Genomic DNA, 24212 nt, shown 5'->3' with positions numbered 1-24212 from the left:
CATGCACACCGAATATGACCCGTCGATACTTCCGGAACTCCACGTCGTCAACTTCGATGAGCTCAGGCAGGCCACAGAAGAGGACCCTTTCGTGCGCGAAGGCTTCGAACTGCTGAAGCAAGCGTCGATGCTGCTGATCGCGGTGGCTGGCATCCGCGCGGAGGGCCAAACAGGTGGACTTCTGCGTGACCACGCCATCATTGTTGGTCACTACGCACGCATGGCGAAGCTCACTACGTGTCTGATTCGGCAGATTGCCGATGGGCACGGCGGCGATCAACAGATCGCGGTGAGTCGTGAGTTCATGGACTCGGTATCCACAGTGACGTATCTTCTCGCTGATCCGGGCGACGGGAGTAGATACACGTCCTACGTCATGGACAGCCTCATCGCCGAGCGTGAGTTCCTGAAGGATGTGCGCGAACAAGTCACGCAGCGTGGTAGTGTCATGCTCCCCATAGAGGAGCGGATCAATCGCTCAATCGCTGAAACCCTTGCAGCGGCCGGGGTGCGCGAAGAAGATATCCCGTCTCGGCGGAACAACGGGTGGCCAAACGCCCAGGTGCGCCTCGAGACGCTCGGTCCCACCGCCTACGCCGCGTATAGAACCGGATCTGGCGCGGTGCATGGCACCTTCGCTGACATCTACAAGAACCATCTCGATGAGGTGGCTGGTGGTTTCGAGATCGAGATGCGACCTCAGCGCTTTCGTCCGCAGCCGCTTCTGTCTATGGCGCTCCTGTCGCTGATCACGCTGGGTGACTACAGTCGCGTGTTCCTGGGCGCGCCCTTAGCGGAGGGCTTCGATGAGCGTGGTCGCGCACTCGTGGCGCTTCTGCGTGACGTCGACGACGAGCACGAGCGGTAGGCATGGTTGCGGCGAAGACGATGCCACCGGACGCCGATGGCTTCGTTGACATCCTGATCCCGGTTCTCTGGCTCCTTCCGGGCCAAGATGCGGAAGAAACTGCCGAGCAGTCCCAGCGAATTCGGCATCTCGCGGCGCACGAGGCGGTCCACGCCAGCATTTTTCACATCGGAGATGAGCCGTTCGATCTCCATCACCGGGAGGAGTTCGGGTATGCCGCGATGAACTTCATCTCGATGGCGAGCGAACAGATTGAGGAGCACCTAGCCGAGTACCTCGGCTCGCAGATCACGGGACACGAAGTCGAGCAGTCCGCGAGCAACGTCGAGGCATCAATCGAGGCATGGCAGAACACGCTGGCGACCGAACTCCCAGCCATCCCCAGAAGTGACCCCGACTATTTCCAGCGCGGCATGCTCGTCACCTTCAATGCTCTGCACATTCTCTGGAAGACCCTTGCTTACCTAGCGGCGGCGCTTCGAGCCGAAGATGGCTTCCGCGCCCTGCCCAGCGACATTGCTGCGCTGCCCGGTTGGGGTGAAGCCATCGAACCGTGGCGGGACCGGTACCTGGAGCTTCTGGAAGAGATCCCGATGACCGTCGAGGTGAACATCGCAGCCACCGACGAGGTCGTCCGCGAGATGGCGTTGCACCTGCAGACATGGGCTGACGAGCTTGGATTCGACTTTCATGACACCCCTCAGGGCGGGTTTTTCAGGATCAAGCTCTGGGATTGAACTGAGACACGCTCGCCGAAGACCTCCCGAGGGAAACCTCCGCCGTGCCGACTGATAGTTGGGGTGGGCTGACGTCGTCGGATCCGGGCGTTGATCGCGGCAAGTGCGGCGACGAAGCAGCGTGTGTGGTCACGCCGCTACGCGAGGTTCATGGCGCGGCGCTGACCCGCCAGCGAGTGCGTTGACAGAGACGGCGAGTCGATGTTGACGCGCCGTGGGAGTCGCGCCAACCAGAGGGGGGATCCGCGTCGGTGCCGAAGGCGAACCCTGCCTCATCTGATCCGCTCATGCTCGTCGCAGGAAAATACAGACGCGGAAACAGGAAAGACAGGAAGGCAGCGGGGCGCTGATCGGCGCAGTGAGTAGTTGTGCCAACAGCCCACCGAGAAGCCCCGGAGAACCGCAGAAAGACGCGGAACTCCGGGGCTTTCTTCATTCCCGCCAAGCGTCCGGGACACGCCCGTCTCACATGCGTCTCACATGGGAATCCGCGACCCGGCTAGATCGCGCGAAGCTGGCCGCGGCCGAGAGCCGCGGCGCGGCGGCGCTCGACGAAGACGAAGTCCTCGGGGTCGCGTCCGATGACGATCGCGCGCAGCCCCTCGACGACGAAGTCCGCGAGGGGGAGCCAGCGCTTCTCCCACGTTTTCACCGGGCCGAGCTTCCGCAGGCCGGCGCGATCGGTCGTCCACGTGCGGTGGATGCGCGCGCGCTTGTGGTCGAGATCGAGGTCCTTGATCTTGAGCGCGGTCGCTTCCCCGATTCGAGGGCCGCTGTGCGCGAGCATGTCGAACAGCACGCCGTCGCTCGGGCGATGAGTGATCGACACCACGGCCGCGGATAAATTGTCGAGCTGCACGTAGGACAGCGACGGCAGGTCGTTCTCGATGTCCCCCTCGTCGCGGGGGAACTCGACCTTCGCGAGCGGGTTGCGTCCGATCCATTGCTCGGCGACCGCATAGCGCAGTGCGCCGCCGAATGTGGAGCCAACCACGTGGCGCAGGTAGGCGGCGCTCATCGCGACCGGCTTCCGACCAGCGCCGGTCAGGTGGTTGTTCTTGTCGAACTCGAACACGGCCGTGCCGGTCCGTAGCTGCGAGATCCACTCGTCGATCTGCGGGCGGGTGATGCTGCCGACGGCGCGAGATCCCCACCGCGGCAAGACGTAGTTGTCGAGCTCCCGCCTGTAGCGCCGCCAGCTCGAGTCCTTGATCCGGTTCTTCGACGATAGCCATGCCTCAGCAGCTGCGGCGAAGGTGCGCTCACGCGCCGAAGGATCGATGTATCGGTCGGACCGGATGTCGTCTTCGATGCTTGCGATGAACGACTCGGCATCCGTGCGCCGAGCGAACAGGCGCTTCTTCTGGACACCGTCGGGGTCGTACCACCCAGCCTCCCAGCGCGAGCCCTTGCCGAATTTCGCGGTGCGGAAGTGGTCGGGAAGCGTCTTGAGCGACTTCATCTGTGCACTTGTCGGGCTGATCTTCGTGGCGGAACCGTCGGGCATTGTGACCGTCGCGTCCTTCACCCATCGGTCCGAGATCCAGGCCTTCGCCACTATCCGACCTCGATGCGGTGCGCGAACTGCCCTGCGCCCATGCGCGGGTCGACGTACACGGCGCCTTCCGTGCGAAGCAACAGGCTTCGGAAGACGACCACGAGCTCATCGGGCACGCTTAGCGCGATCGCCATCGAGGTTACGTGACCCCCGTAGTGATGCTCGGCCTCGGCGTAAGCCGCTGGCGTTATGAGCGCTTGCGCCGCCCACGCGTTCGCGGCGGCCTCCTGGCGTTTGCGGATCAGGCCGAAATCCGTCGGGCGGTGCCCGAGGACGTGATGCGCGATCTCATGGCACATGACGCCGCGGAGCACGCGCCCCCGCATTCCAGGGGTTAGGTCGATGTGGTTCGAGTCGGGAGCGTAGCCGCTTCGGTGTGCGCCTCGCCGCTCCCGGACGGTTAGCCCCATGTCGGCAGCTAGATTCCAGACGTCCATGCGTAACCCCCTCGATCGGGCATGGTGGCGGTCGTTAGTTGCAATGCGTGATCGACAGGGCTGGTGTCACGCGTGGTCGTAATCCGCGTCGTCGCCTTCGGGGAACTCGTTGATCGAGTCGTTAGCGACCAGGTCGTAGTCCTGTCTGGTGCGTACGACGTTCTCGGCTCGCTCGACGAGTTCCGATGCGGTAAGGCCGACCGCGGACCCGATCATGCCGATCTCGCCTAGCGTTGCAGGCGGCGACTCCTGGCGAAGAATGATCCCGATCCGGTTGATCGACATTCCCGTGGCTGCGGCGAGCTTGCGGTAGGTAATGCCCGCATCCTGGACCGCCTCGTGAAGGTATCCGGCAATTAGGGCGTCCATAGGGAGCAGGTTCTTGGCCACGCCCCGAGTGTACCCATTTCGGTTCATTCGGTGCAAGCAACTTGACTTCGAACCGAGTTCGGTTCACAGTGGACGGCATGGAGATGAACCGAATTGGGTTCACCGGCCTTGATGCCGGTGTCGCCGCCGAAGTGCGGTCAGAGATCGCCCGGAGCCGGACGGCTTCTGTGAAGGGAATCGCCGAGAAGCTCGGAATCCGACGCGCAACCCTGTCGTCTCGCGTCAACGGGCACGCGGCCTTCACCCCGTCTCTTTTGGCGGCGGTAGCGGCGGAGCTCGGCACGTCGGCTTCGAGCATCATCGCCCGCGCTGAGCGTGCGATCGAGTCCGCCGAGGCGGTTGCATCGTGAGCACGATTGCTTTCCCGGTCGCGACGGCCGATGCCACGTCGGAAGCGCCAGAGGGCTTCGAGCAGATGCCGATGGTGATGTCGCCGAAGACACTCGCCGAGATCCTGGAAGTGAGCACGAAGACTCTCGAGCGTTGGCGCGATGCGCGGGCGCGCGGGGAGGAAGCCGGCCCGGTCTGGCACAAGATCCCGGGGTCGAGCCTGATCCGCTACTCGCGTACCGACGTGATCGAGTGGTTCGCCGCCTGCCGAGAAGCGGAGGCGGCCTCGTGAACGAGCATCTCTTCGACGGCGTCCCGCATGATGATCGCGGCCGCCATTATCCGTTCCTCACGCGTCATATCCATGCGGCAGAGCCTATTGAAACGGCGGTCGCCCCTGCTCTCGTCCGGGGCGCGATCGGCCGAAGCCATGTCGTCGACATGGACGTTCTCGCTTGCCGACTCGCTGAGATCGACGACGGGTACCTTGTTTCGGTACGCGCCGAGGTTGTCGCGGCGCGGATCCGAAAGATCGCGGATGCGATCGACTCAGAGGCTCTTGCTCTCCGCGAGCTTCACCAGCGCCTGCCCGAGTTCCAGAACTGCGAAGCTGAGTTCCTCAAACGCGCGGTCCCTGAAGTCGGGCAGCTCGGCGTCGTTCATGACGCGCGCCGCGGAGTCCGCGTGATCGACCGCGTTCTCGGCGTGCTGCTGCATCGTCTTCGGTCCGTTGTGTCGAACGCTCATGGCTCCCCTTCGATCGGTGCCACCGACGTGCCAGCGTCGGCGGTCTGTGACCCGATCGTAGGGGACGCGTCCGACGCGGCGGTGTACCCCTCCGCCACCGCGTCGGACGCCGCTCCGCAATCGAAGGACGCATCATGATGTCCCGGTCTGGGGGCCGGGTGCCCGCTGGGATATCGGGCCAGGCGGGTCGGGGCACCGTGGGGACAGCTGCCCCGACCACGCCGGATGGTCCGGTCGACCTGGCGGTGGCGCTGCTCAGCCCCGTGCTCTGGTGCGTGGCGGTCGGATACCTCGTGCTCGGGCTCGCGCTCGTGTGGGTGTCGTTCGTGCTGGCCCCGTGGGGGCTCCTGATGCTGGTGCTCGCCTTCGGTGCGCTGTTCGCTGCTGCGCTGTGCGCGTTCCTCGCGACCGGGATCGCCGAGCTTGAAAGCGATCCCGCATGAGCGCGCTCGAGGTGTTCCAGTACGCCGACCGGCAGGTGCGCACCGTCCCGGTCGACGGCGAGGTGTGGTTCGTGCTCGCCGACATCTGCGGCGTGCTCGGCGTCACGAACGTCGGCAACGTCACCGCCCGCCTCGACGAGGCTGATATCCGCCAGACGGACATCAGCTCCGGCGGCCAGCGCCGCGCGGTCACGATCGTCGCCGAAGCCGGCATGTACGACGTCGTCATCCGGTCCGACAAGCCCGAGGCCCGCCGCTTCCGCTGGTGGGTGACGCACGAGGTCATCCCGGCCATCCGCCGCACCGGCACCTACGCCGTCGAGACGCCGGAGCAGCTGATGGCGCGCGCCGTCGTGCAGGCGCAGGAGATCATCGCCCGCAAGGACGAGCAGATCGCCGCGCTCGCGCCGATGGCCGAGGCGTGGGAGGAGATCGCCGACGCGGGAACCGACTACGCGGTCCGCGACGTCGCCCCGATGCTCTCCCGCGCCGGGATCGAGACCGGACCGCAGCGCCTGTTCGAGAAGCTCCACGAACTCGGCTGGATCTACCGCGGCGAGAAGAACCGCTGGACCCCGTACGCCCGCGCGGTCGACGCCGGCCTCGTCAAGGTGCGCGCGATGCCCCCTCACCGCGACCGCGACACCGGCGAACTGGTCCCGTCTGCCCCGCAGGTGCGCATCACCCCGAAGGGCATCGAACGCCTCCGCGTCCGCCTCGGCGCCGGCGCCCTCACACCCTGACCCCACACACGAAAGCGGGGCGCCCGCGGCAACGGACGCCCCACCAGAGAACGAAAGGCAAGCACATGCCTCAGACACAGGATACCGACGACAACGTCGCCCCGGTCGGCGAGTTCGCACCGCTCACCGCCGACAGGCACCTCAGCGTCGTCGAGCGCACCGCGCCCGTCATCGACGGACCGATCGCGACCGATCGCCCCGGCCTCTGGCCGCTGTCTCCCGGACGCATGGGCGCGGTCGTCGCCGCGCTCCTCGGCGCGGCCCTCTGCGGGCCCGCCGCGGCCGACCCGACGACCGGAGTCAACGGCGCCGACCTGGGCGTCCTCATCAGCCTCGCGACGTTCGTCGCCGCGTTCCTCATCCCGCTCCCGAAGAAGGGCGACCAGTCATGACCCCGCAGATCACCGCAGCCCGCGTCGTCGTCCCCGGTGACGCACCCCGTACCGTGTGGATGCTCGAGCGCGGCGAGGGCGTCACCGCCTCCGACGCCTGGCACATCGCACGCGCCGGCATCAAGGCGCGCCGCACGATCGTCGAGCAGAAGATGAACGGCTCGACCTTCCGCGGCAACAAGGCGACGAAGGCCGGGCATGCCCGCGAGGCCGCCCTGCTCGACGAGGCCGCCGAGCGTCTCGCATCGCTCACCCCCAACGCCGCGCTGTGGGCCGCGCTCGACAACGACCTGCACCGAGCGACCCCGGACGCGATCGGCATCGACCAGGACGGCGCGCTCGTCGTCGTCGAGGTGAAGTCCCACGAGTTCGGCTGGGACTCCTGGTCGATCCCCGTCGAGCACATGGCGCAGATGCAGTGGCAGATCCACGTCCTCGGAGCCGACTACGCCCTGTATGGGTTCGAGGTCCGCGACGAAGACGACATGCCGCCCGTCGGCGGAGCGACGTGGATCCCTGTGCCCCGCGACGAGGAGATGATCGCGTACCTCGTCGACCGCGCCGACAACTTCATCGCCTGGCGCGACGCCGGATGCCCCGATGTAGACGACCTTCCCGACGAGGTCGCGGACGCCGTCGCCGCATGGGCGCCGCTGAAGCGCGACCTCGACGCCGCGATGAAGGCGGAGAAGGCCGCGAACGAGAAGGTCAAGGCGGCGACCGCGAAGCTCCCCGGCGCGCAGCGCTTCGGCGCCGTCGGCATGACCGAGCACGGCGGGTTCCAGACCACGGTCTCCGAGACGGTGTCGATCGACGAGGTCGCATGGAAGGCCGCAGCCCCGGAGGTCCACGCGCACGTCGAGGCGCTGCGCGTCGAGCTCGCAGTGCTCGAGGCGTCGGCGCTGAAGCACTTCCCCCGCACCACCCGCAAGGCGCCCGCTCTGAAGTTCCAGGAGGTCGAGCATGTCAACAACTGAGCTCATCGAGAAGAAGACCATCGGCGAGGTCGAGCACATCGTGCACGCCTCGGGGGAGTGGGACGGCACCGGCCCGGTCGAGTTCTCCGACGATGGCGTCGTCTGGCTGCAGGCGTGGGCGCCGACCGCTGACGCCGCGCACCCGGAGTTCGCGCGCGTCGAGGTCTACCGCAAGGGCGTGCGCATCCCGACGACGGTCACGATCCGTTGGTCGGAGCAGTACCCGGCCGCCTCGGAGGAGTGGTCTGGAAAGTGGGACCGCTCGCCGATGCGCCACTTCGGTCGCACCGTGCGCATGGTCGCATTCCGGCAGACGTTCCGCGACCTCCTCGGCGATATCCGTATCGAGGAGGAGATCGACGAGCGCGACCTGCCCGCCGCCGTGGCGGATGCTGCCGTGGCGGGTGCCGCCGTGGCCGCGCCGACTACGCGCGACTGGGCCGCCGAGTTCCTGGCCGCCGAGACGATCGAGCAGATCGATGCCCTCGAGACGGAGGCACGCGCCGTTCGTGCGTTCACCCCGGATCGGGCGGGCACTGACCTACACCGCACCGCCCGCAACCAGCGGAAGGCGCTCGTCGAGTCGGCCTGGGCGATCTCGACTGCTGAGCCCGCACCGGCCTTCGCGGCGACCGAGTCGCCCGTCGCGGAGCGCCCCGCGCCGCGCGACTACCTCCCGCCGCAGAATCGCGCCGACCGCCGCAAGGCCGCCCGCAAGAAGAAGGGTGCACGCCGATGATCGTCGACGACACCGACGGGACCGTCACCGAGCAGGGTGTCGAGCTCGTCCCGCTCAACCTCACCGCGCTCGACGAGGGCGAACTCCTGCAGCTATTCCCGTCGCCGGTGCAGTGCGCCGGCGCGCTGCTCAAGGCCCGCGCGATGATCGCGCAGGCGCCCGCTATCCTCGCCGACCGCTCGAAGCGCGTGAAGGACGCGAAGCGCGAGCTCATCATCGCCCGCGGCTACGCCCGACAGCGCGCCGTCGGCCGGGATGCCGAGACCCGCCGCATCGTCGCCGAGTCCGACGCCGACGTCCTCACCGCATGGGAGCGCATCGACGTCGCCGAGCTCGCGCTCGAGTACGCACGCGAGATGCGCAAGACCCTGACCGAGGACATCGAGATCCTCCGGTCCCTCAATGCCAACTTCCGAGGAGAGCACCGATGAAGCTGAACTCAGAGTTGTCGGTTCCAGTCGTCGACGACGAAGTCCGAACAGGCCGGTCGCGACTCGTTCCCGTAGCAATGGCCGAAGATGAAGTCCGCTTTGATGTCATCCCGGCTCATCGACTCGACGTCGAGGAGAGCCCAGTCGGCATCGTCGCGGTGAGCGAACGCGCCCGCGTAGAGGTCCTCGACCCCATCGCACGCGTCGTACACCGGATCAACGAGGGCGGCGAACTTGGCTTCCTCGTCAGCGAGCATCGCGTCCAGGGTGACCTGCTCCTCGTCCGAGACTGCACCGTCGGCGTAGATAGCGTCGTACTCCGCGCCGAACAGCGGATGGTTCGCGTAGTGAACGTTCATCGCCTCGCTCGCCGTCGCGAAAGCTGCGTCGCAGTCGGGCGAAGCCGCCTCCGGTACCACCTCTCCGCTGCATCCGGCGAGGGCCAGCGCCGCAGCGGCGATCGTCATCGTCGCGAAGACTCGTCTCATGCCCGCACTCTATCGGGGGTGACCCGATGAGCGCCCCGACCGCGGCCACGCGCGACGCCGTGTACCGCCGTGACGAGCGCCGCTGCGCCGCCTGCGGCGTCATGGTGCTCACCTTCCAGCACCGGCGCGCGGTCGGCATGGGCGGCTCGAAGAACGTCCCGTCCCCGGTCGACGGGCTGTCGCTCTGTGCTGTCTGCAACGCCGGCTGCGAGGGTGACATGCAGGCGAAGGCGCTCCGCTTCGGGTGGAAGGTCCGCCGCTGGGTGACGAACCCCGAGCGTGTCCCCGTGTTCTACCCGCTCGAGATGTCCTGGTTCCGCCTCGAGGGCATCACCCGGGTGCGGATCTCCCGCGCGCTCGCGATGGAGATGGGCTGCAGCGTCTACGGCGCCGAGTGGCTGCTCTGGCACGAGGCCATCGCATGAGCATCATCAGCGAGGCGTTCTCCGCGTGGCGTGAGTGCCGCGCCGACTACGACGACACCCTGTACGCGCAGTTCGTGGCCGCCGAGGAGGCCACCAACGGCGCCATGCTGAACGCCCGTGGCCGCGAGAAGAGCATCGACCCGTTCTCGCTGTTCATGGGCAACGAGACCCGCGCGCTCGCGTACGCGTCTGAGGAGCTCGTCGAGCACTGGCAGTCGCACCCGCGGATCACGTTCGCGAAGTTCGAGCGGCAATGGCAGGCGCGGCGTGAGGCTGAGCTGATCGAGGACGCAGCATGAGCGCCGTGCTCGAGGCGAACATCGCCCGGTCGATCGTCGCCGTACAGGAGGCCGAGGCGAAACCGTGGGCGCCGAGCCGCGCGGTCACGCTCGAGCAGCTCCGCATCGTCGACATGATCCACGAGGGCAAGCCCGCCTGCCGCCTCTGCGGGCAGATCACGAATTCGCTCGACCGGTTCGGGCTGTGCTCGAAGGTCTCGCCCGCACATCGGGAGTGGCGCGGCGACGTCGCGCCGTCGAAGAAGGCGAGGACGCGATGAGTGCGATGCCTGAATTCGCGATGACCTACGTCGTCTACTGGCCCGAGGCCCGGGTGCTGAAGGTGGGCCGGGCGTGGAAGTGGCACCGGGTGGAGATGATGATCCGCTCCGGCGCTCAGGTGATCGTGTGCGCTCGCGGAACGGATGCGTCGTGGGAGGCGGAGGCGCTGCGCGTGCTGCGCCGCTGGTTCCCGCAGGCGTTCCGCCGGGAGACGGAAGCGCTCGGCCTGCTGCCCATGGGCCGCGGGTGGACCGAGTGCTTCGCCGTTGACGAGCACGATCTGCAGTTCGCCCTCGACAGGTGCATCGAGGGCTTCGCGAGAGGGAACGACCAAGGTGTCAACGAAGCAACGATTCATCAGCCCGAGCGACCTGCAGTCGCCGGAGTACCTGCGGGTGCCGGACGAGGCGAAACCGACCGCGATGGGGCTGTGGCTACACACGGACGTGATGGGGCGCCGGGAGCTTATCCCGGAGCTGATCGCAGGCGACCTGTACCCGGGCCGAGCAGCGACGGCGATGGTCGAGGAGCACCTGCTGATGCTGGACGACGTCGGGTTCCTGACGATCTTCCCCGCCCGCGGCACGCACTGGATCGCCCTCGCCCGACCGCTGCGGGTCGACGCCCGCGGCGCTCGGATCGACACCCCGGAGCCGCCGTCGGAGCGTCCATGGACGTCCGTGGCTGTGGGGGGAGCGCGGGCGCGCGAGCAGGCGCGGGAGCGCGCGAGGGCGCAGGTGCGCGCGGAGGACGCGGCGAGGGCGGACGCCTGGGCCGCGGTGGCGGGGGAGCGCGAAGCGGTGCCCGCACCGCCGGCACGCCCGCTGCTGCTCGATGCTCCGCCGATCGGCTGCTCCGAGCACCCGAACGGGATCCAGAAGGTCTCGTGCGGGCCCTGCCGGACGGCCCGCCTGCAGCGCGACGAGTGGCTCGCGCGCCGCATCTACGAGGAGAAGCTCGCGACTTACCACGAGGAGCTCGACCAGCACGGGAAGGAGTGGGGTGGTGATCCGTTCTGAGGCCGATTGGCGGCTCTGCGACGAGTGGTTCGCGGAGTTCATCGCCGAGTTGGAGCAGTCGTCGGCACGGCGTCGTCGTCTTCGCCGGGAGCGCCTCGTCGCTCTGCCGGTGAAGGACGCGCTGGCGCAGGCGTTCCAGGAGAAGACCGAACAGCTCCGGCGGTATCTCGCCGGAGAGCGCGAGCGGTGGCTCGCAGAAGAGGGGAAGACAGCATGAGCGAGATCAAGATCGGCAGCTTCACGCCGAAGACGTTGACGGACACGGTGTACCTGCACCTCCGCCCGAAGAGCAGCTACTACGGGAACCTCGAAGGGATGACGGTCGTGAAGACGGTCAAGTCCACCGACGCCGAGGTCGCGCCCGGCGACTTCATCGTGAAGCTCGAGGTGTCGGTCCCGGCCGAGTTCTTCATCGAGGCCATGCCGTCCGCGCGCATCACGCTCGACGCGGGCCAGATCGTCCCGGTCACGTTCGCGCAGCAGCCGGGGGACGAGGACTGATGGCCGGCGAAACGATCATCACCGTCGTCGGCAACCTGACCGCCGATCCCGAGCTCCGCTTCACGCAGGGCAGCGTCCCGGTCGTGAACCTCACGATCGCGTCGACCGCCCGGATCGCCGATCGCGAGGCTGGCGGGTACAAGGACGGCGAGAGCCTGTTCCTCCGTGCGGTCGCCTGGCGCGACACCGCCGAGCACATCGCCGCGACGTTCACGAAGGGCATGCGCGCGATCGTCCAGGGTCGTCTCCGTCAGCGGAACTACCAGGACCGTGAGGGCAACCAGCGCACGACGTTCGAGCTCGAGATCGATGAGATCGGTCCGTCGCTCCGCTTCGCGACGGCGCAGGTCACGCGCGCCGCACACGGCAACGGCCAGCAGCGCCCGGCAGCGTCCGCGCCGGCGCAGGAACAGCAGTGGGTGACTTCGGAGCCGCCCACTGGAGGGGAGTGGAACTATGGCGACGACACACCGTTCTGAGCTGATCGACGAGCTCGAGAAGGCGCTGCGCGATGAGGTGTACGACGGCGGGATGGGTGCACTGTCGCCGGAGCAGCTTACGGACTACGTGCGGGGGCTGGCAGTGACCGCGGCGAAGGTCGTGGGCGAGGCGCACACTCCGACCGACGACGAGCGGGAAGGGATGCGCCGGATCATCGCGCAGGGCAGCTACTCGCGAGGCCCGGAGGATCTGCCCTATGCCGATGTCGCCGGTCGACTCGCTGCGGCTGGTTTCGGCTTCCGTCGTTCCGAGGTGGTGCAGGTCGAGCGCGCAACTGCAGGAGCATCACGGAACTGCAGGAGCATCGAGGAGCCGCAGGGCGAACCGTCCGACGCGCAGGTGACCGCAGAGGCGGTACGCAAGTGGCCGCACGATCCCAGCGACGCGAACGTTGCCTCCGCTCGCGCAGTCCGTCGGCTCTCCTTCCTGCAGGGCGCTCTGTGGATGCGTGCCGCTCTGCGTGCTGCATCCGCCGTCACCGAGCAGGGAGAGAACCGTGCCGCTGCGAGTTGAGCCGATCGGGCTCCGGGCGGCGAATGCCTACGTCTCGGAGCACCACCGGCACCACAAGGCGTCGCGCGGGCACAAGTTCACCGTGTCGATCCGCGACGCCGACGGCGTGCTTCACGGCGTGGGCATCGCGAGCCGACCGCGCTCGCGCATGCTCGACCGTGACGGATACCTCGAAGTCGTGAGGGTCTGCACCGACGGCACCCGCAACGGCTGCTCGATGATCTATGGGTCGCTCCGCCGCGCCGGTGTCGCGCTCGGCTACCCGCCCCACCGGATCATCACCTACACCCTCGCCAGCGAGAGCGGGGTCTCCCTGCGCGCGGCCGGATGGGTCGACGACGGCCTCACAGGCGGCGGGTCGTGGGACCGAGAGGACCGCCCGCGAGAGGACCCGGCGCCCACCGAGACGAAGCGCCGTTGGAGAGCTGGCCGGGTGCCGGTGAAGCAGGAAGGAGCGGAAAAGTGAACTCGCTATCCGCGTTCCGGATGCTGGCCAGCGATGTGCTTGGGCTTCAGAGAACGATCGTGAGGCGCAGTAAGCGTCTCACCGCCGTCGTCAGCCCAGTGTTCGGTAGCGTCCCGATCGGACCTATCGTCTGCGGCCGCACGGGCAGTCTCCTCCTCCTTCCCGCTTCGGCCGATGATCTCGCGGATCTTCTCTCCGGTCGTTCCCGTCGCGCTTTCAACGGCCGTTGTCGCATCGTTGACTTTGCGTTCGACCGCGTCCACCACGCGCTGGGTGAGATGCGAGGCGCCTTCAGACGCCGCCTTGATGTGGTCTCCAACAGACATGGCATTGCTCCTTCGTTATCTCCGCCGGGATCGGCGGAGCACGTTCAGGGCCCGGAGGGACCGTTACGGCTGCGGTTCCTCAAGAGCCCGAAGATCACAGTGCCGACGAACAGGATGATTCCGATGATTGCCAGCCAGAGCAGGCCCTTGATGGCGAAACCGACAACGGCCAGGACGGCCCACACGATGAGCAAGATGACGAGGACGGTCCACATGTTGCTCACGCTACGCGCATCCGCACCCGATAGATACGGGTTCTGGATTCAGCCCAGCAAGCGCACCAAGATGAGTGCCCATCGCATGGTCATCACCGAGCCCGTTCCTGCGCTGCGGTCAGCGGAAGGAATCGCCGATGTCTGACCGTCACTGCATCCGGGGGTGCGTGCGCCCGGGCGAGCACTATGCCGCGTGCCGGTTCAGCGGGCCCGACTACGTGGGTCCGTTCCCTTGCGATGGCTGCGCGCCGCGCGAGTGCCGCGACGGGTCGCTGGTCTGCGATCGCTGCTTCGGCCGGATGAGAGCTCTGCTCGCCGACGGCCCCGACCTGATCGGCCGGGTGCGGTCGCTGGCGGACCCGATGAAGGCCACACCGACAGACAAGGCGCCCGGTGGCCGCTCATCCGCGACCGAGCCGCCGGCACCGATCGACGCTGACCTCATCGATGCGCTCGCCGTCCTCGAGAAGCTCGAGCCGTGGTGGCACGTCACCTTGTCGGACTACTCGAACGACCGCGAGGTGATGACGTGGATGGGTGAGGTTGTGCTCGACCGGCACCCAGAGGTGGAGGGGCTGCGCGACGGCTGGTCGGTCGCTGACGCGATGGCGAAGTGGGGGACCGAGCGCCGCACCGACGTGTTCGTCTACCCGGACGACGAGACCGAGGACGAGCCCGCGAGCGCCCCGGTGCGCGAGTGGTACGACCCGCTGCTGACGCTGCAGCAGGCCGCTGTACGGGCGAAGGTCGACCAGCGCCAGGTGCAGCGGTGGGTGCAGAAGGAGCACCTGACCGTGGTTGCTCAGCACCGGGGACCACGCGGCACGGTCATGAAGTACGTCCACGCTTCATCCGTCGACGAGGTTGCCGCACTCATGCAGGAGAAGCAGCGCGCGTCCCGATCCATCCCATCCGACGCGCGAACGTGATGATTCCGCGTGTGTCGCCAGTCGGTGTTAAGCTGTGCTTGCACCTGAACTGTGACCGAAGCCCTGCCGATCCGGCGGGGCTTCCGTCGTTCCCAGGTGGGCGCCCCGCCACCACACGTTCTCATCCCTCTGCAGAGCGACCGTTTCGCTAGCCATGGCCCCTCGCCGCCCGGCATGAACGGGAGCCCGGTCGAGGGCGAGCAGCCTCGTCCCCAGGTCGCATGATGCGCACATTCGAACGGTGATGGGCGGCGGGGCCCAGTCTTCCGGCCTGCCTTCGCTGCGGCGCACCTATCTCGCGCGTGGGCTGAGCAGGCCGGACACGCCCAAGGGCGGCCGGCATGTCCACCGGCCGCCCGCCGGGAATCACGCCTTGCGCAGAGCTTCCATCTCTTCGCCACTGATCTGGTACACGAGCGACACCTGCACCTGATGCCGAACGTCCGTGTTAGCTGTCGCAGGTATCGTCGCCACCTCGAGTTGCGGCGCTGCGATGACTTCGCCCACGATGAGTCTCCGCTCCTTTACGAGGTGCTCCAAGATCTTCCTATCCGGCACCTCCACCTGGATCACTGCCATGATGCTCCGTTCGTCCTCAGCCCAGCGCTTCGGTAGACCCGCATCGTCCCGTGGATGAGCAACATCTACAAGGCTCGACACGCGATCGCACCATAGATGAATGCTCGAAGGCTCCTCGGGCGGAGGGTTGAGGGTTCGCGCCGCGTTCCGGTCCGTGAGTGCGTCCGCCCCTCAGTCCGAGCGCCAGCGCCTATGGAGGTGTCATCGTGGCTGCGAAGAGAGTTCGGGACGGAAAGGGGCATCGCGCCTACCGCCGCCAGCAAGCCGCGCTGAAGCGCCGCACGAAGGCGGAGAACCTGCCCTGCGGCCACGGCTCACCGTCTGGCTGGGGATGCGGCGAGCCGATCGACACTGACCTGTCATCCACTGACCGGATGAGCTTCACCGCCGACCACGATACCGCGATCGCGAACGGCGGCCGCCTCGTCGGCCAGGTGCTCGTCCCGATGCACCGCCGCTGCAACTCGCTCAAGAGCGACCACGCCGCCACCGAGATCTGGGAGGCATCATGACCACGAGCAACCACGTCGACGTCGTCGTCGCTGAGGGCGAGCCGGGGGCCGGCTGGGAGGACCTGGCCGACGTGCTGGGCGATCCCGTAGAGGCGGTCGACGTCGCACCTGACCCGACGCGCCGCATCATCGTCCTCGCTCCCACGAAGCAGGCAGGGCAGGAGCACGCCGACGCACTGAGCATCGACCCGGTCGCGATCGTCACGCCCCGCAGCCCGTATGGCGCACGCGGCATGATCGCGGACGAGATCGTCGAGGCTGACGGTCTGAGCCCCGAGGAGCGGGACGCCCTGATGATCGAGGCCGCCCCGGCCCTCGCGACGAGCGGGGGAGACTGACGGCAGTCCTGCCGGTGGGCTGAAGATACGCCGTCGGCGGCCTCGGCATCCCGCGCGCCAATGGGTACCCATCGAATAGGAGGCGAGTACACCATGGCGACGCTTGACCTCGCCGACTTCTACCGCGGTGTGCACCGCATGTACGGTCGTGTCATGACCGCCCAGGCTGACCACACCTGCCCTCACTGCAAGAAGATCACGCACATGGTCTACGTGGAAGACAGCGTGCGCTGGATCGACGAGCGCTCGCGTCGGGTTGAGGCAGCCTTTCAGTGCACCGCGTGCCATCGATTCGTCATCGGCGGCACAACCCAAATCGGTGTGCTCGACGCCGTTGACGGAGTGCAAACTTCCGTGTCCCACGCGCACCCTCAGATGCGTCGCACCGAGCTTGCATCGCTTCTGCGACAAGGGGTGCAGTACTGGGAACCGATCGCGCCCGTCGGCATGGAGTATCACGACATATTGCCTGAGATCGCGGCCCCGGCCGACGAAGCGCATCGATGCCTGAGCATAGGTGCTCACCGCGCAGCCGTGCTGATGGCTCGAGCTGTGATCGAGGCGACAGCGAAGAGCAAGGACGTCACTGAAAGAGGTCTATTCGCGAAGATCGAGGCGATGGGCACGAGCCAGCTGATCCGACCACAGATCGTGCAAGCTGCGCACGCCATTCGACTGCTCGGCAATGACATGGCCCACGGCGACTTCGCTACTACCGCCGTCACCGAACAAGACGCAGCTGACGTGCTGCTGCTTATGGACGAAGTGCTCAACGACGTGTTCGCTGTCACCGATCGTCTGAAGCGGCTCCTCGCTCGCCACGAAACGGACAAGTAGCAACCTGCACGCGCTGAGCCCGGCGCCGGATCGTCAGAAAATCCAGGGTCGCCCGGTCGCTGCCCACCTCCCGCGCGGTCCTGGCAGCTCTCTCCGCAGGTAAAAACGGCGCATGGGGGAATTGGGAGTCAGGGGGAGTTATGGGACGTCCCAAAGCGCCCTGTGGCACCGACGCGGCCTACCGCCGACACCTCCGCGAGGGCGTCGAGGTCGACGAGGCGTGCCGTCGGGCGCACACCGAAGCCGGGCGGAAGTCGTCCGGTCGCAAGTCGCCCAAATTCGACGCGGCCACCGGCACCGAGCAGCCCAATGGCGACGCCGACACCACTGACCAATCCGGTGGCGAGACCGACGACATGAAGCTCATCGTCGACACACTCCGCACCGTGTTCAAGACCGTGGCGGAGAAGGACCCGACCCGCATCGCTCCCATCGCCACCGTGTTCCAGAAGGCGGTCGAAGCGACCCGCGGGCCAGTGGAGCCGCCGAAGGAGCTGAGCCTTGCCGACCAACTCGCCCAAGCTCGCGCCGCTCGGGCTGCAAGAGCCGCGGGTACGGGCGCTACCGGCTAGCCGAGTCGACACCCTCCTCGACGACGTCCTCGACATCTGTGACCTCGCCAACGTCCAGTGCGACCCCTGGCAGGAGGGCGCGCTCGAGGCGGTGGCATCCATCGACGCCGATGGTCAGTGGGCCGCCACTGAGTTCGGGATCCTCGTGTCTCGCCAGCAGGGCAAGGGCAACATCCTGCTCCCGTACGAGCTCGCCCACCTGTACCTGTGGCCGCGCGAGGACGGCGCACCGAAGCTCATCGGCCACACCGCCCACGAGGGCGCAACGGCCCGCGAGGCGTTCCGCCGCGCTCGCCGCATCATCCTGGCGTCACCGATCCTGCGCGCCGAGCTCGTCGGCGGTGGCAAGCAGACCGCGCAGGGCGTGACGGGCATCTCGACCGGCAACGGCAACTGGGCGATCGAGCTGAAGAACGGCAACCGGCTGGTGTTCTTCACGCGTACGGGGGCCGCCGGCGTCGGTGTCTCCTTCGACGTGCTGATCATCGACGAGGCGCAGCACACCCCGTTGACGATCCTCGAGGCGCTGCTTCCCGCGACCGACGCCAGCCCGAACAAGCAGGTGCTGTTCACCGGCACGGTCCCGAAAGAGGATCAGGACGGCGAGTATTTCGAGGGACTCCGCGACCGTGGCCGCAAGGGCGGCCTCGAGCGCACCGGATGGATCGAGCACACCCCGGTCGGTTCCGACGACCCTGACACCGCGGCGAAGATCGACCTCGGCGACCCGCAGACATGGCGCGAAGCGAACCCGGGCCTTGGTATCCGCCTGGCGTTCAAGACGGTGCAGGACGACTGGAACCGAATGGGGCAGACCAACCCGGATGCGTTCGCACGTCAGCGCTGCTCGATCTGGCCAAGCCGGCGCCCCGAGGTGGCCGCGAAGCTGTCCGACCTCGACCTCGAGGCGTGGAAGCGGCACGCCGACGAGGCGGCCGCGGTCGGAGGCGACGGCGTCGTGCTCTCGCTGGCCCTCGGCCGCGGTGGCGGGTACGGCACGATCGGCGCCGCCGTCCGCGTCGACTCCGAATCGATCGCCGTCGAGCACCTCCACACCGCCGCACAGACCCGCTGGATCGCGCCGAAGCTCAAGGAGCTGAAAGCGCAGTACGGCAATGCGCTCGTCGTGCTCGACGCGAAGAACGCGGCCGCCGTGATCGGCGCGCTCGACGCCGCCGGGATCAAGTACCTCGCGATGAACCTCGACGAGATCGCCGCGGCGCACACGCTGTTCATCGAGCACGTGAACGCCGGGCTCGTCCCGCATCGTCCGCAGGACGAAGTCACACGCTCGCTCGAGCTGGCGACGACGCGGAACATCGGCCGCGCCGGTGTGACGTGGGAGCAGTCCGACCCGACCAAGCCAGTCAGCCAGGCGCAGGCCGTGACCTGGGCGCTGTGGGGCGTGCTGAAGTCCGAGGCGTCGCCGAAGAAGAAGACACCGCCGCCTCCGAAGGCGGCGGTGCTCAAGCGCGACGCCGTCGCCCGAGACGAACTGGATCTCGCGACCGCGCGATTCTGACGAAGGAGGTCCCGCCTTGGCTGAGATCGGATACCAGGCGGATGCCGGACTTCTCGGATGGGGCAAGCTCACCGTGGAGACGCACGAGGACAACCCGGACCTGCAGTGGCCACAGTCGATCAACGTGTTCGACCGGATGCGCCGCGAGGACCCGCAGGTGAAGTCCGTGCTCCGCGCAGTGACGCTGCCGATTATGCGCACCGAGTGGGTCATCGACGGAACCGGATGCCGCCCCGAGGTCGTCGCTCACATCGCCGCCGACCTCGGCCTGCCGATCAAGGGCGAGGCGTTCACGGCACCGCTGCGCACCAAGGGCCGGTTCTCGTTCAAGGAGTTCCTGCGCCTGGCGCTGCTGATGCTCGTCTACGGGCACAGCTTCTTCGAGCAGGTCTACGACCAGTCATCCGGCGCGACCCATCTCGCGAAGCTCGCCTGGCGCCCGCCGCGCACGATCTCGGACATCGACGTCGCGAAGGACGGCGGACTCGTCGCGATCAAGCAGCACGGGATCGGCGGCAAGGCCGAGGTGAAGATCCCGGTCGACCGGCTGGTCGCCTTCGTCAACGAGCGCGAGGGCGCGAACTGGGTCGGCGAGTCGCTGCTGCGCGCGGCCTACAAGATGTGGCTGCTCAAGGATCGGCTGCTGCGCATCCAGGCGCTCACAGCCGAGCGGAACGGCCTCGGCCTCCCGGTCTACATCAGCGGACAGCCGCCCGAGAACGGATCCTTCGAGGAGACGGTCGCGTGGCTCGAGGAGCAGATCGCGAACGGGCTCGCCGTCGCGAAGGATGCACGGGCAGGCGAGAACGCCGGCGTGTCCCTGCCCTATGGTGCCGAGCTGAAGTTCATCGGAGTCAACGGCAAGCTGCCCGACACCGAAGGCCCGATCCGGTACTACGACGAGCAGATCGCGCGCGCCGTGCTCGCGCACTTCCTCAACCTCGGCACGGAGACGGGGTCGTGGGCGCTCGGGTCGACGTTCGCGAACTTCTTCACGGACTCGCTCAACGCGGTCGCGCAGCAGGTCGCCGACGTCATCAACCAGCACGTCATCGAGGACCTCGTCGACCATAACTGGGGTCCAACCGAGCCCGCGCCGCGGCTCGTGCCGGCGATGATCGGCGAACAGCAGCAGATCACCGCCGAGGCCATCAAGGCACTCATCGACTCCGGCGCCGTGACGCCGGACGCCGGGCTGCGCGCCTACGTGCGCGACAAGTTCGGCCTGCCCGTCGAGGAGCTCATCGCCGATGGCGAGGACGGACGTACGGAAGCCGAGCGCGCCGCGGCCGCCGTGCGCGCCGCCCAGCAGGGATACCTCGCGACCGACAAGCCGCCGCTGCGGCAGGAGGAGGTCCGCGACCTCATCCGACGAGCTGGCGCTGACTGGCTCGAGGGCGACGGGCCGGACGTGAGTCGCATGCCCGCCACCGAGACCGAACCGCCCGAGGAGGCCGCATGAACCCGTTCCGACCCGCTGGGCGCGCGAGCGTCGAGCGCACCCCGATCCGTGCCGAACTGCCGTCGGCGAAGACCAGCGGCACGACCGCGACGCTTCGCCTGTACGACCCGATCGACAGCTGGGGGGAGTGGTGGGGCGTCTCCGCGAAGGAGTTCACCCGCGTCCTCGACGAGCTGCCCGACGACGTCACCGACATTCGCCTGCTGATCAACTCGCCCGGCGGCGAGGTGTTCGAGGGCATCGCGATCATGAACGCGCTGCGCTCGCACCCCGCGAAGGTCACCGCGGTCGTGGAGGGCATCGCCGCGTCGTCGGCTTCGTTCATCGCGGTCGCCGCCGATGAGTTGGTGATGATGCAGAACAGCCAGCTCTACATCCACAACGCCTGGGCCGTCGTGATCGGTGACGCCGCGGATCTCCGCGACGTCGCCGACGAGCTCGAGACCTCCTTCGACCGGAACATCGCCTCGGTGTACGCGGCCAAGTCCGGCGACACGGTCGAGCACTGGCTCGCCGAGATGGACAAGGACCGCTTCCTGACCGCCGAGCAGGCCGTCGCCGAGAAGCTCGCCGACCGGATCGAGGGCGTCGGAGACGCCGAGGCCGCGAAGGCGAAGTTCGACCTGTCGGTGTTCGCGCGGAAGGACGGCCGCCGAGCCGCCGCGCGCGCCGACCTCAAGACCCCGGACTCGACCGAGCCGGGTACCCCCAACCAGAAGGAGGAGCTCATCGTGAGCGACACCATCAAGGCTGGCCTTCGCGAGCGGCTCGGCGTGACCGATGCCGAAGCCTCGGACGAGATGCTGCTCGAAGCTCTCGACGAGGTCCTCGCCGAGCAGGCCGACACCCCGGCGGCCCCGGCCGCGGCCCTTCCCGAGGGCTTCACCGCGATCGACAAGGCGGTGCTCGCCGACCTGCAGGCGAAGGCCGACCGTGGCGCGCAGGCGCACAGCGAGCAGGAGCGCACGCGCCGCGACGGCATCGTCGCGACCGCGCTGCGGGAAGGTCGCATCGCCGCCGCATCGCGCGACGTGATCCGCGCCCAGCTCGACGAGAACGAGACCGGCACGGTCGCGTTCCTGGCGACGCTGCCGAAGAACGCCGTGCCCGTCGAGGAGGTCGGCCACTCCGACACCCTCACCAGCGCCGACGACGCGCTGTACGGCTCGGTGTACGGCTCGACCGAGAAGGAGGCCTGATCATGGCCAAGAGCTACCTGCCCCTGTTCCGTCCGGGTGACACCGTCACCTGCAACGTGACGGCCGCCGTCACCGCGGGTCAGGCCGTCGAGGTCGGCACCGCCGACATGTCGGTCGCACCCGCCGCCGCGGCATCCGCGAAGTACGTCGGCGTCGCCGGCCACGACGCGGCCGTCGGCGACAAGCTGACCGTCGAGATCGGCAAGCCCATCCACGAGCTGAAGGCATCGGGTGCCATCACCCGCGGCCAGAAGCTCGAGACCGCCGCCGCAGGCGCTGTCCGCACGGTCAGCACCGGCGATCCGGTCTTCCTCGCCCTGACGTCCGCCGCGGACGGCGCGCTCGTGCGCGCCATCCAGCTCTGAGAAAGGAGAGCACGATGCAGACTTACCCGCTGACGCCCAGCCAGCAGGCCAACACCACGGCCGCGGATGTGATCGCGTTCCTGAAGTCCCCCACGCTCGTCGCTCGACGATTCGCGGAGATCCTCCAGGCGCAGCAGTTCCTCGGCCTGTACCTGCTCCAGGGTCGATACACCATCACCGGCGGCGCCATCGGCGTCCCGATCAACGAGGTCATCCGCGCCCAGCGTGGCGCCGAGATCGTCGCCCCCGGCGCCGAGTACAAGCTCACGCCGATGTCGGCCGAGGAGTACGAGTTCTACTCCGCCGCCAAGGACGGCCTCGCCACGGAGATCACCGACGAGCAGGTCGGCCGACTCCTGCGGCAGCCGGTCGACGAGGCGTTCGCGTTCCTGCAGACCGAGCTCGTGTTCTCGGCGAACGAGGCAGCGCTCGGCGCCGTCGCGTCGTCGATCACGAACACGATCGCGGCCGGAGCGGCGTGGACCACGGGCAAGCAGATCTACAAGGACGCCCTGCGGGTGAAGGCGGCCGTGCGCCGCCAGAAGCTCGGCTACGACGTCGACGTGGTCGTGCTGCCCTCCGAGCAGTACGCCGAGGTGATCCCCGAGCTGCTCGAGATCCTGCCCAAGGACGACCGTCAGGCGCTCACCGACACCTTCCCCACCGTGGGCGGGCTGACGTGGATCTCCGACGACGGCGACGACATCACCGATCCGCTGTTCGTCGACCGGCGCCGTCTCGGCGGCATCGCCCGCGAGCAGATCCCCTCGCCGGAATACCGCGCCATCGGCGGCGACACCGGTGTGGAGATCGCCTCCATCCGCGAGCCGAAGGCGGACAAGACCCGCCTGCAGGCGCGCAACGTCCACGTGCCGATCGTGACGAACCCGCTCGCCGGGTTCTACCTGACCGGAACGGAGGCGCCGTGATGAGCACCCAGCACATCGTGGCGGCGGCCGCCGCGAAGGTGTCCATCGGCGCAGCGGGCGGCAACCGCGTCGCGGTCATCCTGCGACGCGGCGACGTCGTCCCCGCCGGCGTGGCCGACGAGCAGCTCGAGCGGCTCATCGATCGCGGTCTCATCGAGGCTGTCGACGTCGAGGACGCCGCCGAGCCCGACGAGGCCGAGGACGTCGATGAGGGCGTCTACAAGGGCGTGAAGGTCCCCGACCTGAAGGCCGAGATCGACAAGCGCAACAGCGACCGCGAGGACGCCGCGAAGATCGTCCCCGCCGAACCGGGCCACCGCCCGCAGATCGTCGCCGCGCTGATCGCGGACGACAACAAGCAGTAAGAGTCAGGGGGCGATGGAGTGATCACGCACGACAAGATCGGCACCGATGAGGACCTCGCACGCGAGGTCCTCATCGTGGCTCGCGACATCGCCCCCTGCATCTCCTCGTTCGCCGACGGCAGCGAGGGGCAGAAGGACGCCCTCGCCATCCTCAAGCGCGTCTACAAGGACATCGCCACGCGCGGGTCCCGCTTCGTGAAGGGGCAGCGCATCGGCGCGGCATCCGTCGAGTACGCCGACATCCAGTCCGCGTTCGACGGACAGCCCCGCCGTGCACTGCGCTCGCTGTGCCCGGCGCCGTCGGCCGCAGGCTCCCCGCGCGGATCGTTCCCGCTCGAGCGCCCCATCGCCCGAATCTGGCCGGAGCGATACTGATGGACTTCCCATTCGGATCCACCGTCTACCGGCTGCGCGCCGGCACCATCACCGACCCGTACTCCGGCGAGCAGATCCCCGGCGACTGGTCGGTCCCCGCCGTGCTCCCCATTCCTGGCGCGTTCGTCGCGCAGACGTCGACGTCGATGCTGACCAGCGCGACCCGCGAGCAGGCGCTCGAAGCCAAGTCGCTGTTCTGCGATGGCGCGTTCGACGTGCAGAAGGGTGACCGGATCTTCACCGGCACCTTCGCCCCGCCGCTGCCCGACGATGCGACCACGGTTCCCGAAGGGACCGTGATGACGGGGGACACGTACAGCATCGACGGCGTCCCGCCCGCGGCGGACACGAACCCGTTCACCGGCTGGACGCCGCCGCGAGAGATCCCGCTGACCCGCGCGGTCGGCTGACCCGAGGAGGAT

General features: G+C 67.9%; 40 protein-coding genes. 33 read left to right on the top strand and 7 right to left on the bottom strand.

Going from position 1 to position 24212, the window contains the following annotated elements; translation table 11 throughout:
• Nucleotide 1 precedes the first annotated feature (1 nt).
• Entirely contained in the window at nt 2-868 is an 867-nt protein-coding gene (locus ACFV3I_RS13020) for a DUF5677 domain-containing protein (RefSeq protein WP_378823070.1), read from the top strand.
• Between the two features lie 2 nt (nt 869-870).
• Nucleotides 871-1605, top strand: a complete 735-nt coding sequence (locus tag ACFV3I_RS13015) for a hypothetical protein (protein WP_378823069.1) — start codon at nt 871-873, stop codon at nt 1603-1605.
• Nucleotides 1606-2104: 499 nt separating this feature from the next.
• On the opposite strand, the gene ACFV3I_RS13010 is transcribed toward ACFV3I_RS13015, so the two are convergent.
• The 3 genes from ACFV3I_RS13010 to ACFV3I_RS13000 all read right to left on the bottom strand — a co-directional run bounded on the left by ACFV3I_RS13010 (nt 2105) and on the right by ACFV3I_RS13000 (nt 3990).
• A complete protein-coding gene (locus ACFV3I_RS13010; protein WP_378823067.1) occupies nt 2105-3112 on the bottom strand; it encodes a tyrosine-type recombinase/integrase in 1008 nt (335 codons plus the stop codon).
• 50 nt (nt 3113-3162) lie between these two features.
• Nucleotides 3163-3477, bottom strand: coding sequence for a hypothetical protein (locus tag ACFV3I_RS13005; protein ID WP_378823065.1), 315 nt, complete (start codon nt 3475-3477; stop codon nt 3163-3165).
• Nucleotides 3478-3666: 189 nt separating this feature from the next.
• On the bottom strand, nt 3667-3990 hold the full coding sequence (locus ACFV3I_RS13000; protein ID WP_378823063.1) for a hypothetical protein: 324 nt from the start codon (nt 3988-3990) through the stop codon (nt 3667-3669).
• Nucleotides 3991-4067: 77 nt separating this feature from the next.
• On the opposite strand from ACFV3I_RS13000, the gene ACFV3I_RS12995 reads away from it, so the two are divergent.
• The 9 genes from ACFV3I_RS12995 to ACFV3I_RS12955 all read left to right on the top strand — a co-directional run bounded on the left by ACFV3I_RS12995 (nt 4068) and on the right by ACFV3I_RS12955 (nt 8792).
• Nucleotides 4068-4340, top strand: a complete 273-nt coding sequence (locus ACFV3I_RS12995; RefSeq protein ID WP_378823061.1) for a helix-turn-helix domain-containing protein — start codon at nt 4068-4070, stop codon at nt 4338-4340.
• The gene (locus ACFV3I_RS12990) at nt 4337-4612 is read left to right on the top strand and encodes a helix-turn-helix domain-containing protein (RefSeq protein ID WP_378823058.1); all 276 of its coding nucleotides are present in this window, start codon (nt 4337-4339) and stop codon (nt 4610-4612) included. The genes ACFV3I_RS12995 and ACFV3I_RS12990 overlap by 4 nt, the downstream gene beginning before the upstream one ends.
• Nucleotides 4609-5205, top strand: coding sequence for a hypothetical protein (locus tag ACFV3I_RS12985; RefSeq protein ID WP_378823057.1), 597 nt, complete (start codon nt 4609-4611; stop codon nt 5203-5205). The genes ACFV3I_RS12990 and ACFV3I_RS12985 overlap by 4 nt, the downstream gene beginning before the upstream one ends.
• Before the next feature lie 59 nt (nt 5206-5264).
• A complete protein-coding gene (locus tag ACFV3I_RS12980; RefSeq protein ID WP_378823055.1) occupies nt 5265-5510 on the top strand; it encodes a hypothetical protein in 246 nt (81 codons plus the stop codon).
• On the top strand, nt 5507-6253 hold the full coding sequence (locus ACFV3I_RS12975) for a phage antirepressor KilAC domain-containing protein (protein ID WP_378823054.1): 747 nt from the start codon (nt 5507-5509) through the stop codon (nt 6251-6253). The genes ACFV3I_RS12980 and ACFV3I_RS12975 overlap by 4 nt, the downstream gene beginning before the upstream one ends.
• Nucleotides 6254-6318: 65 nt before the next feature.
• Nucleotides 6319-6645 carry a hypothetical protein gene (locus ACFV3I_RS12970; protein WP_378823052.1) on the top strand — a complete coding sequence of 109 codons (327 nt, stop codon included), beginning with the start codon at nt 6319-6321 and terminating at the stop codon, nt 6643-6645.
• Nucleotides 6642-7622 carry a hypothetical protein gene (locus ACFV3I_RS12965; protein ID WP_378823050.1) on the top strand — a complete coding sequence of 327 codons (981 nt, stop codon included), beginning with the start codon at nt 6642-6644 and terminating at the stop codon, nt 7620-7622. The genes ACFV3I_RS12970 and ACFV3I_RS12965 overlap by 4 nt, the downstream gene beginning before the upstream one ends.
• Nucleotides 7609-8361 (top strand): hypothetical protein, encoded by a 753-nt coding sequence (locus ACFV3I_RS12960; protein ID WP_378823048.1) that lies wholly within the window; start codon nt 7609-7611, stop codon nt 8359-8361. Before ACFV3I_RS12965 ends, ACFV3I_RS12960 begins: the two co-directional genes overlap by 14 nt.
• The gene (locus ACFV3I_RS12955; RefSeq protein WP_378823047.1) at nt 8358-8792 is read left to right on the top strand and encodes a hypothetical protein; all 435 of its coding nucleotides are present in this window, start codon (nt 8358-8360) and stop codon (nt 8790-8792) included. The genes ACFV3I_RS12960 and ACFV3I_RS12955 overlap by 4 nt, the downstream gene beginning before the upstream one ends.
• 8 nt (nt 8793-8800) lie before the next feature.
• On the opposite strand, the gene ACFV3I_RS12950 is transcribed toward ACFV3I_RS12955, so the two are convergent.
• The gene (locus ACFV3I_RS12950; RefSeq protein WP_136036613.1) at nt 8801-9280 is read right to left on the bottom strand and encodes a hypothetical protein; all 480 of its coding nucleotides are present in this window, start codon (nt 9278-9280) and stop codon (nt 8801-8803) included.
• Nucleotides 9281-9306: 26 nt separating this feature from the next.
• Here ACFV3I_RS12950 and ACFV3I_RS12945 point away from each other — a divergent pair, with 26 nt between their 5' ends.
• From ACFV3I_RS12945 to ACFV3I_RS12905, 9 genes are all read left to right on the top strand, one after another.
• Nucleotides 9307-9705 (top strand): hypothetical protein, encoded by a 399-nt coding sequence (locus tag ACFV3I_RS12945; RefSeq protein WP_378823045.1) that lies wholly within the window; start codon nt 9307-9309, stop codon nt 9703-9705.
• Complete coding sequence (locus ACFV3I_RS12940; RefSeq protein ID WP_136036611.1) at nt 9702-10004, top strand: hypothetical protein; 303 nt, start codon at nt 9702-9704, stop codon at nt 10002-10004. Before ACFV3I_RS12945 ends, ACFV3I_RS12940 begins: the two co-directional genes overlap by 4 nt.
• Complete coding sequence (locus ACFV3I_RS12935) at nt 10001-10264, top strand: hypothetical protein (protein ID WP_378823044.1); 264 nt, start codon at nt 10001-10003, stop codon at nt 10262-10264. Before ACFV3I_RS12940 ends, ACFV3I_RS12935 begins: the two co-directional genes overlap by 4 nt.
• Nucleotides 10265-10600: 336 nt before the next feature.
• Nucleotides 10601-11284 carry a hypothetical protein gene (locus ACFV3I_RS12930; protein WP_378823043.1) on the top strand — a complete coding sequence of 228 codons (684 nt, stop codon included), beginning with the start codon at nt 10601-10603 and terminating at the stop codon, nt 11282-11284.
• Nucleotides 11268-11501 carry a hypothetical protein gene (locus ACFV3I_RS12925; protein ID WP_378823041.1) on the top strand — a complete coding sequence of 78 codons (234 nt, stop codon included), beginning with the start codon at nt 11268-11270 and terminating at the stop codon, nt 11499-11501. Before ACFV3I_RS12930 ends, ACFV3I_RS12925 begins: the two co-directional genes overlap by 17 nt.
• On the top strand, nt 11498-11785 hold the full coding sequence (locus ACFV3I_RS12920) for a hypothetical protein (RefSeq protein ID WP_378823039.1): 288 nt from the start codon (nt 11498-11500) through the stop codon (nt 11783-11785). Before ACFV3I_RS12925 ends, ACFV3I_RS12920 begins: the two co-directional genes overlap by 4 nt.
• Nucleotides 11785-12264, top strand: coding sequence for a single-stranded DNA-binding protein (locus tag ACFV3I_RS12915; protein WP_378823037.1), 480 nt, complete (start codon nt 11785-11787; stop codon nt 12262-12264). Before ACFV3I_RS12920 ends, ACFV3I_RS12915 begins: the two co-directional genes overlap by 1 nt.
• The gene (locus ACFV3I_RS12910; RefSeq protein WP_136036037.1) at nt 12242-12799 is read left to right on the top strand and encodes a hypothetical protein; all 558 of its coding nucleotides are present in this window, start codon (nt 12242-12244) and stop codon (nt 12797-12799) included. The genes ACFV3I_RS12915 and ACFV3I_RS12910 overlap by 23 nt, the downstream gene beginning before the upstream one ends.
• A complete protein-coding gene (locus tag ACFV3I_RS12905) occupies nt 12783-13265 on the top strand; it encodes an XF1762 family protein (RefSeq protein ID WP_378823035.1) in 483 nt (160 codons plus the stop codon). The genes ACFV3I_RS12910 and ACFV3I_RS12905 overlap by 17 nt, the downstream gene beginning before the upstream one ends.
• Before the next feature lie 5 nt (nt 13266-13270).
• On the opposite strand, the gene ACFV3I_RS12900 is transcribed toward ACFV3I_RS12905, so the two are convergent.
• Entirely contained in the window at nt 13271-13591 is a 321-nt protein-coding gene (locus ACFV3I_RS12900; protein ID WP_136036035.1) for a hypothetical protein, read from the bottom strand.
• A gap of 44 nt (nt 13592-13635) precedes the next feature.
• Entirely contained in the window at nt 13636-13806 is a 171-nt protein-coding gene (locus ACFV3I_RS12895; protein ID WP_192576694.1) for a hypothetical protein, read from the bottom strand.
• Between the two features lie 299 nt (nt 13807-14105).
• On the opposite strand from ACFV3I_RS12895, the gene ACFV3I_RS12890 reads away from it, so the two are divergent.
• Entirely contained in the window at nt 14106-14735 is a 630-nt protein-coding gene (locus tag ACFV3I_RS12890) for a hypothetical protein (protein ID WP_136036033.1), read from the top strand.
• 366 nt (nt 14736-15101) lie between these two features.
• Here the strand turns inward: ACFV3I_RS12890 and ACFV3I_RS12885 are convergent, their stop codons facing one another.
• On the bottom strand, nt 15102-15314 hold the full coding sequence (locus ACFV3I_RS12885) for a hypothetical protein (protein WP_136036032.1): 213 nt from the start codon (nt 15312-15314) through the stop codon (nt 15102-15104).
• 206 nt (nt 15315-15520) lie between these two features.
• Here ACFV3I_RS12885 and ACFV3I_RS12880 point away from each other — a divergent pair, with 206 nt between their 5' ends.
• The 12 genes from ACFV3I_RS12880 (at nt 15521) to ACFV3I_RS12825 (ending at nt 24200) form a co-directional block, all read left to right on the top strand.
• The gene (locus ACFV3I_RS12880) at nt 15521-15826 is read left to right on the top strand and encodes a hypothetical protein (protein ID WP_136036031.1); all 306 of its coding nucleotides are present in this window, start codon (nt 15521-15523) and stop codon (nt 15824-15826) included.
• Entirely contained in the window at nt 15823-16164 is a 342-nt protein-coding gene (locus ACFV3I_RS12875) for a hypothetical protein (protein ID WP_136036030.1), read from the top strand. Before ACFV3I_RS12880 ends, ACFV3I_RS12875 begins: the two co-directional genes overlap by 4 nt.
• 93 nt (nt 16165-16257) lie before the next feature.
• Nucleotides 16258-17001 (top strand): DUF4145 domain-containing protein, encoded by a 744-nt coding sequence (locus ACFV3I_RS12870; protein WP_168443085.1) that lies wholly within the window; start codon nt 16258-16260, stop codon nt 16999-17001.
• 140 nt (nt 17002-17141) lie between these two features.
• On the top strand, nt 17142-17573 hold the full coding sequence (locus tag ACFV3I_RS12865; RefSeq protein ID WP_136036028.1) for a hypothetical protein: 432 nt from the start codon (nt 17142-17144) through the stop codon (nt 17571-17573).
• A complete protein-coding gene (locus ACFV3I_RS12860) occupies nt 17503-19095 on the top strand; it encodes a hypothetical protein (protein WP_378823031.1) in 1593 nt (530 codons plus the stop codon). The genes ACFV3I_RS12865 and ACFV3I_RS12860 overlap by 71 nt, the downstream gene beginning before the upstream one ends.
• A gap of 16 nt (nt 19096-19111) precedes the next feature.
• Complete coding sequence (locus ACFV3I_RS12855) at nt 19112-20557, top strand: DUF935 family protein (RefSeq protein ID WP_378823029.1); 1446 nt, start codon at nt 19112-19114, stop codon at nt 20555-20557.
• A complete protein-coding gene (locus tag ACFV3I_RS12850; RefSeq protein ID WP_378823027.1) occupies nt 20554-21756 on the top strand; it encodes a head maturation protease, ClpP-related in 1203 nt (400 codons plus the stop codon). Before ACFV3I_RS12855 ends, ACFV3I_RS12850 begins: the two co-directional genes overlap by 4 nt.
• A gap of 2 nt (nt 21757-21758) precedes the next feature.
• Nucleotides 21759-22121, top strand: coding sequence for a capsid cement protein (locus tag ACFV3I_RS12845; protein ID WP_378823026.1), 363 nt, complete (start codon nt 21759-21761; stop codon nt 22119-22121).
• A gap of 14 nt (nt 22122-22135) precedes the next feature.
• Nucleotides 22136-23050, top strand: coding sequence for a hypothetical protein (locus ACFV3I_RS12840; protein WP_378823025.1), 915 nt, complete (start codon nt 22136-22138; stop codon nt 23048-23050).
• The gene (locus ACFV3I_RS12835) at nt 23050-23415 is read left to right on the top strand and encodes a hypothetical protein (RefSeq protein ID WP_378823023.1); all 366 of its coding nucleotides are present in this window, start codon (nt 23050-23052) and stop codon (nt 23413-23415) included. Before ACFV3I_RS12840 ends, ACFV3I_RS12835 begins: the two co-directional genes overlap by 1 nt.
• Nucleotides 23416-23433: 18 nt before the next feature.
• Nucleotides 23434-23790: a hypothetical protein gene (locus ACFV3I_RS12830; RefSeq protein WP_378823021.1), complete on the top strand. Its 357-nt coding sequence runs from the start codon at nt 23434-23436 to the stop codon at nt 23788-23790.
• Nucleotides 23790-24200, top strand: a complete 411-nt coding sequence (locus ACFV3I_RS12825; protein WP_378823019.1) for a hypothetical protein — start codon at nt 23790-23792, stop codon at nt 24198-24200. Before ACFV3I_RS12830 ends, ACFV3I_RS12825 begins: the two co-directional genes overlap by 1 nt.
• Nucleotides 24201-24212: the final 12 nt, after the last annotated feature.

The sequence above is a fragment of the Microbacterium sp. NPDC059771 genome (assembly GCF_042732495.1).
Lineage (GTDB): Bacteria > Actinomycetota > Actinomycetes > Actinomycetales > Microbacteriaceae > Microbacterium > Microbacterium sufflavum.
This window is presented reverse-complemented; position numbering and strand designations above follow the sequence as displayed.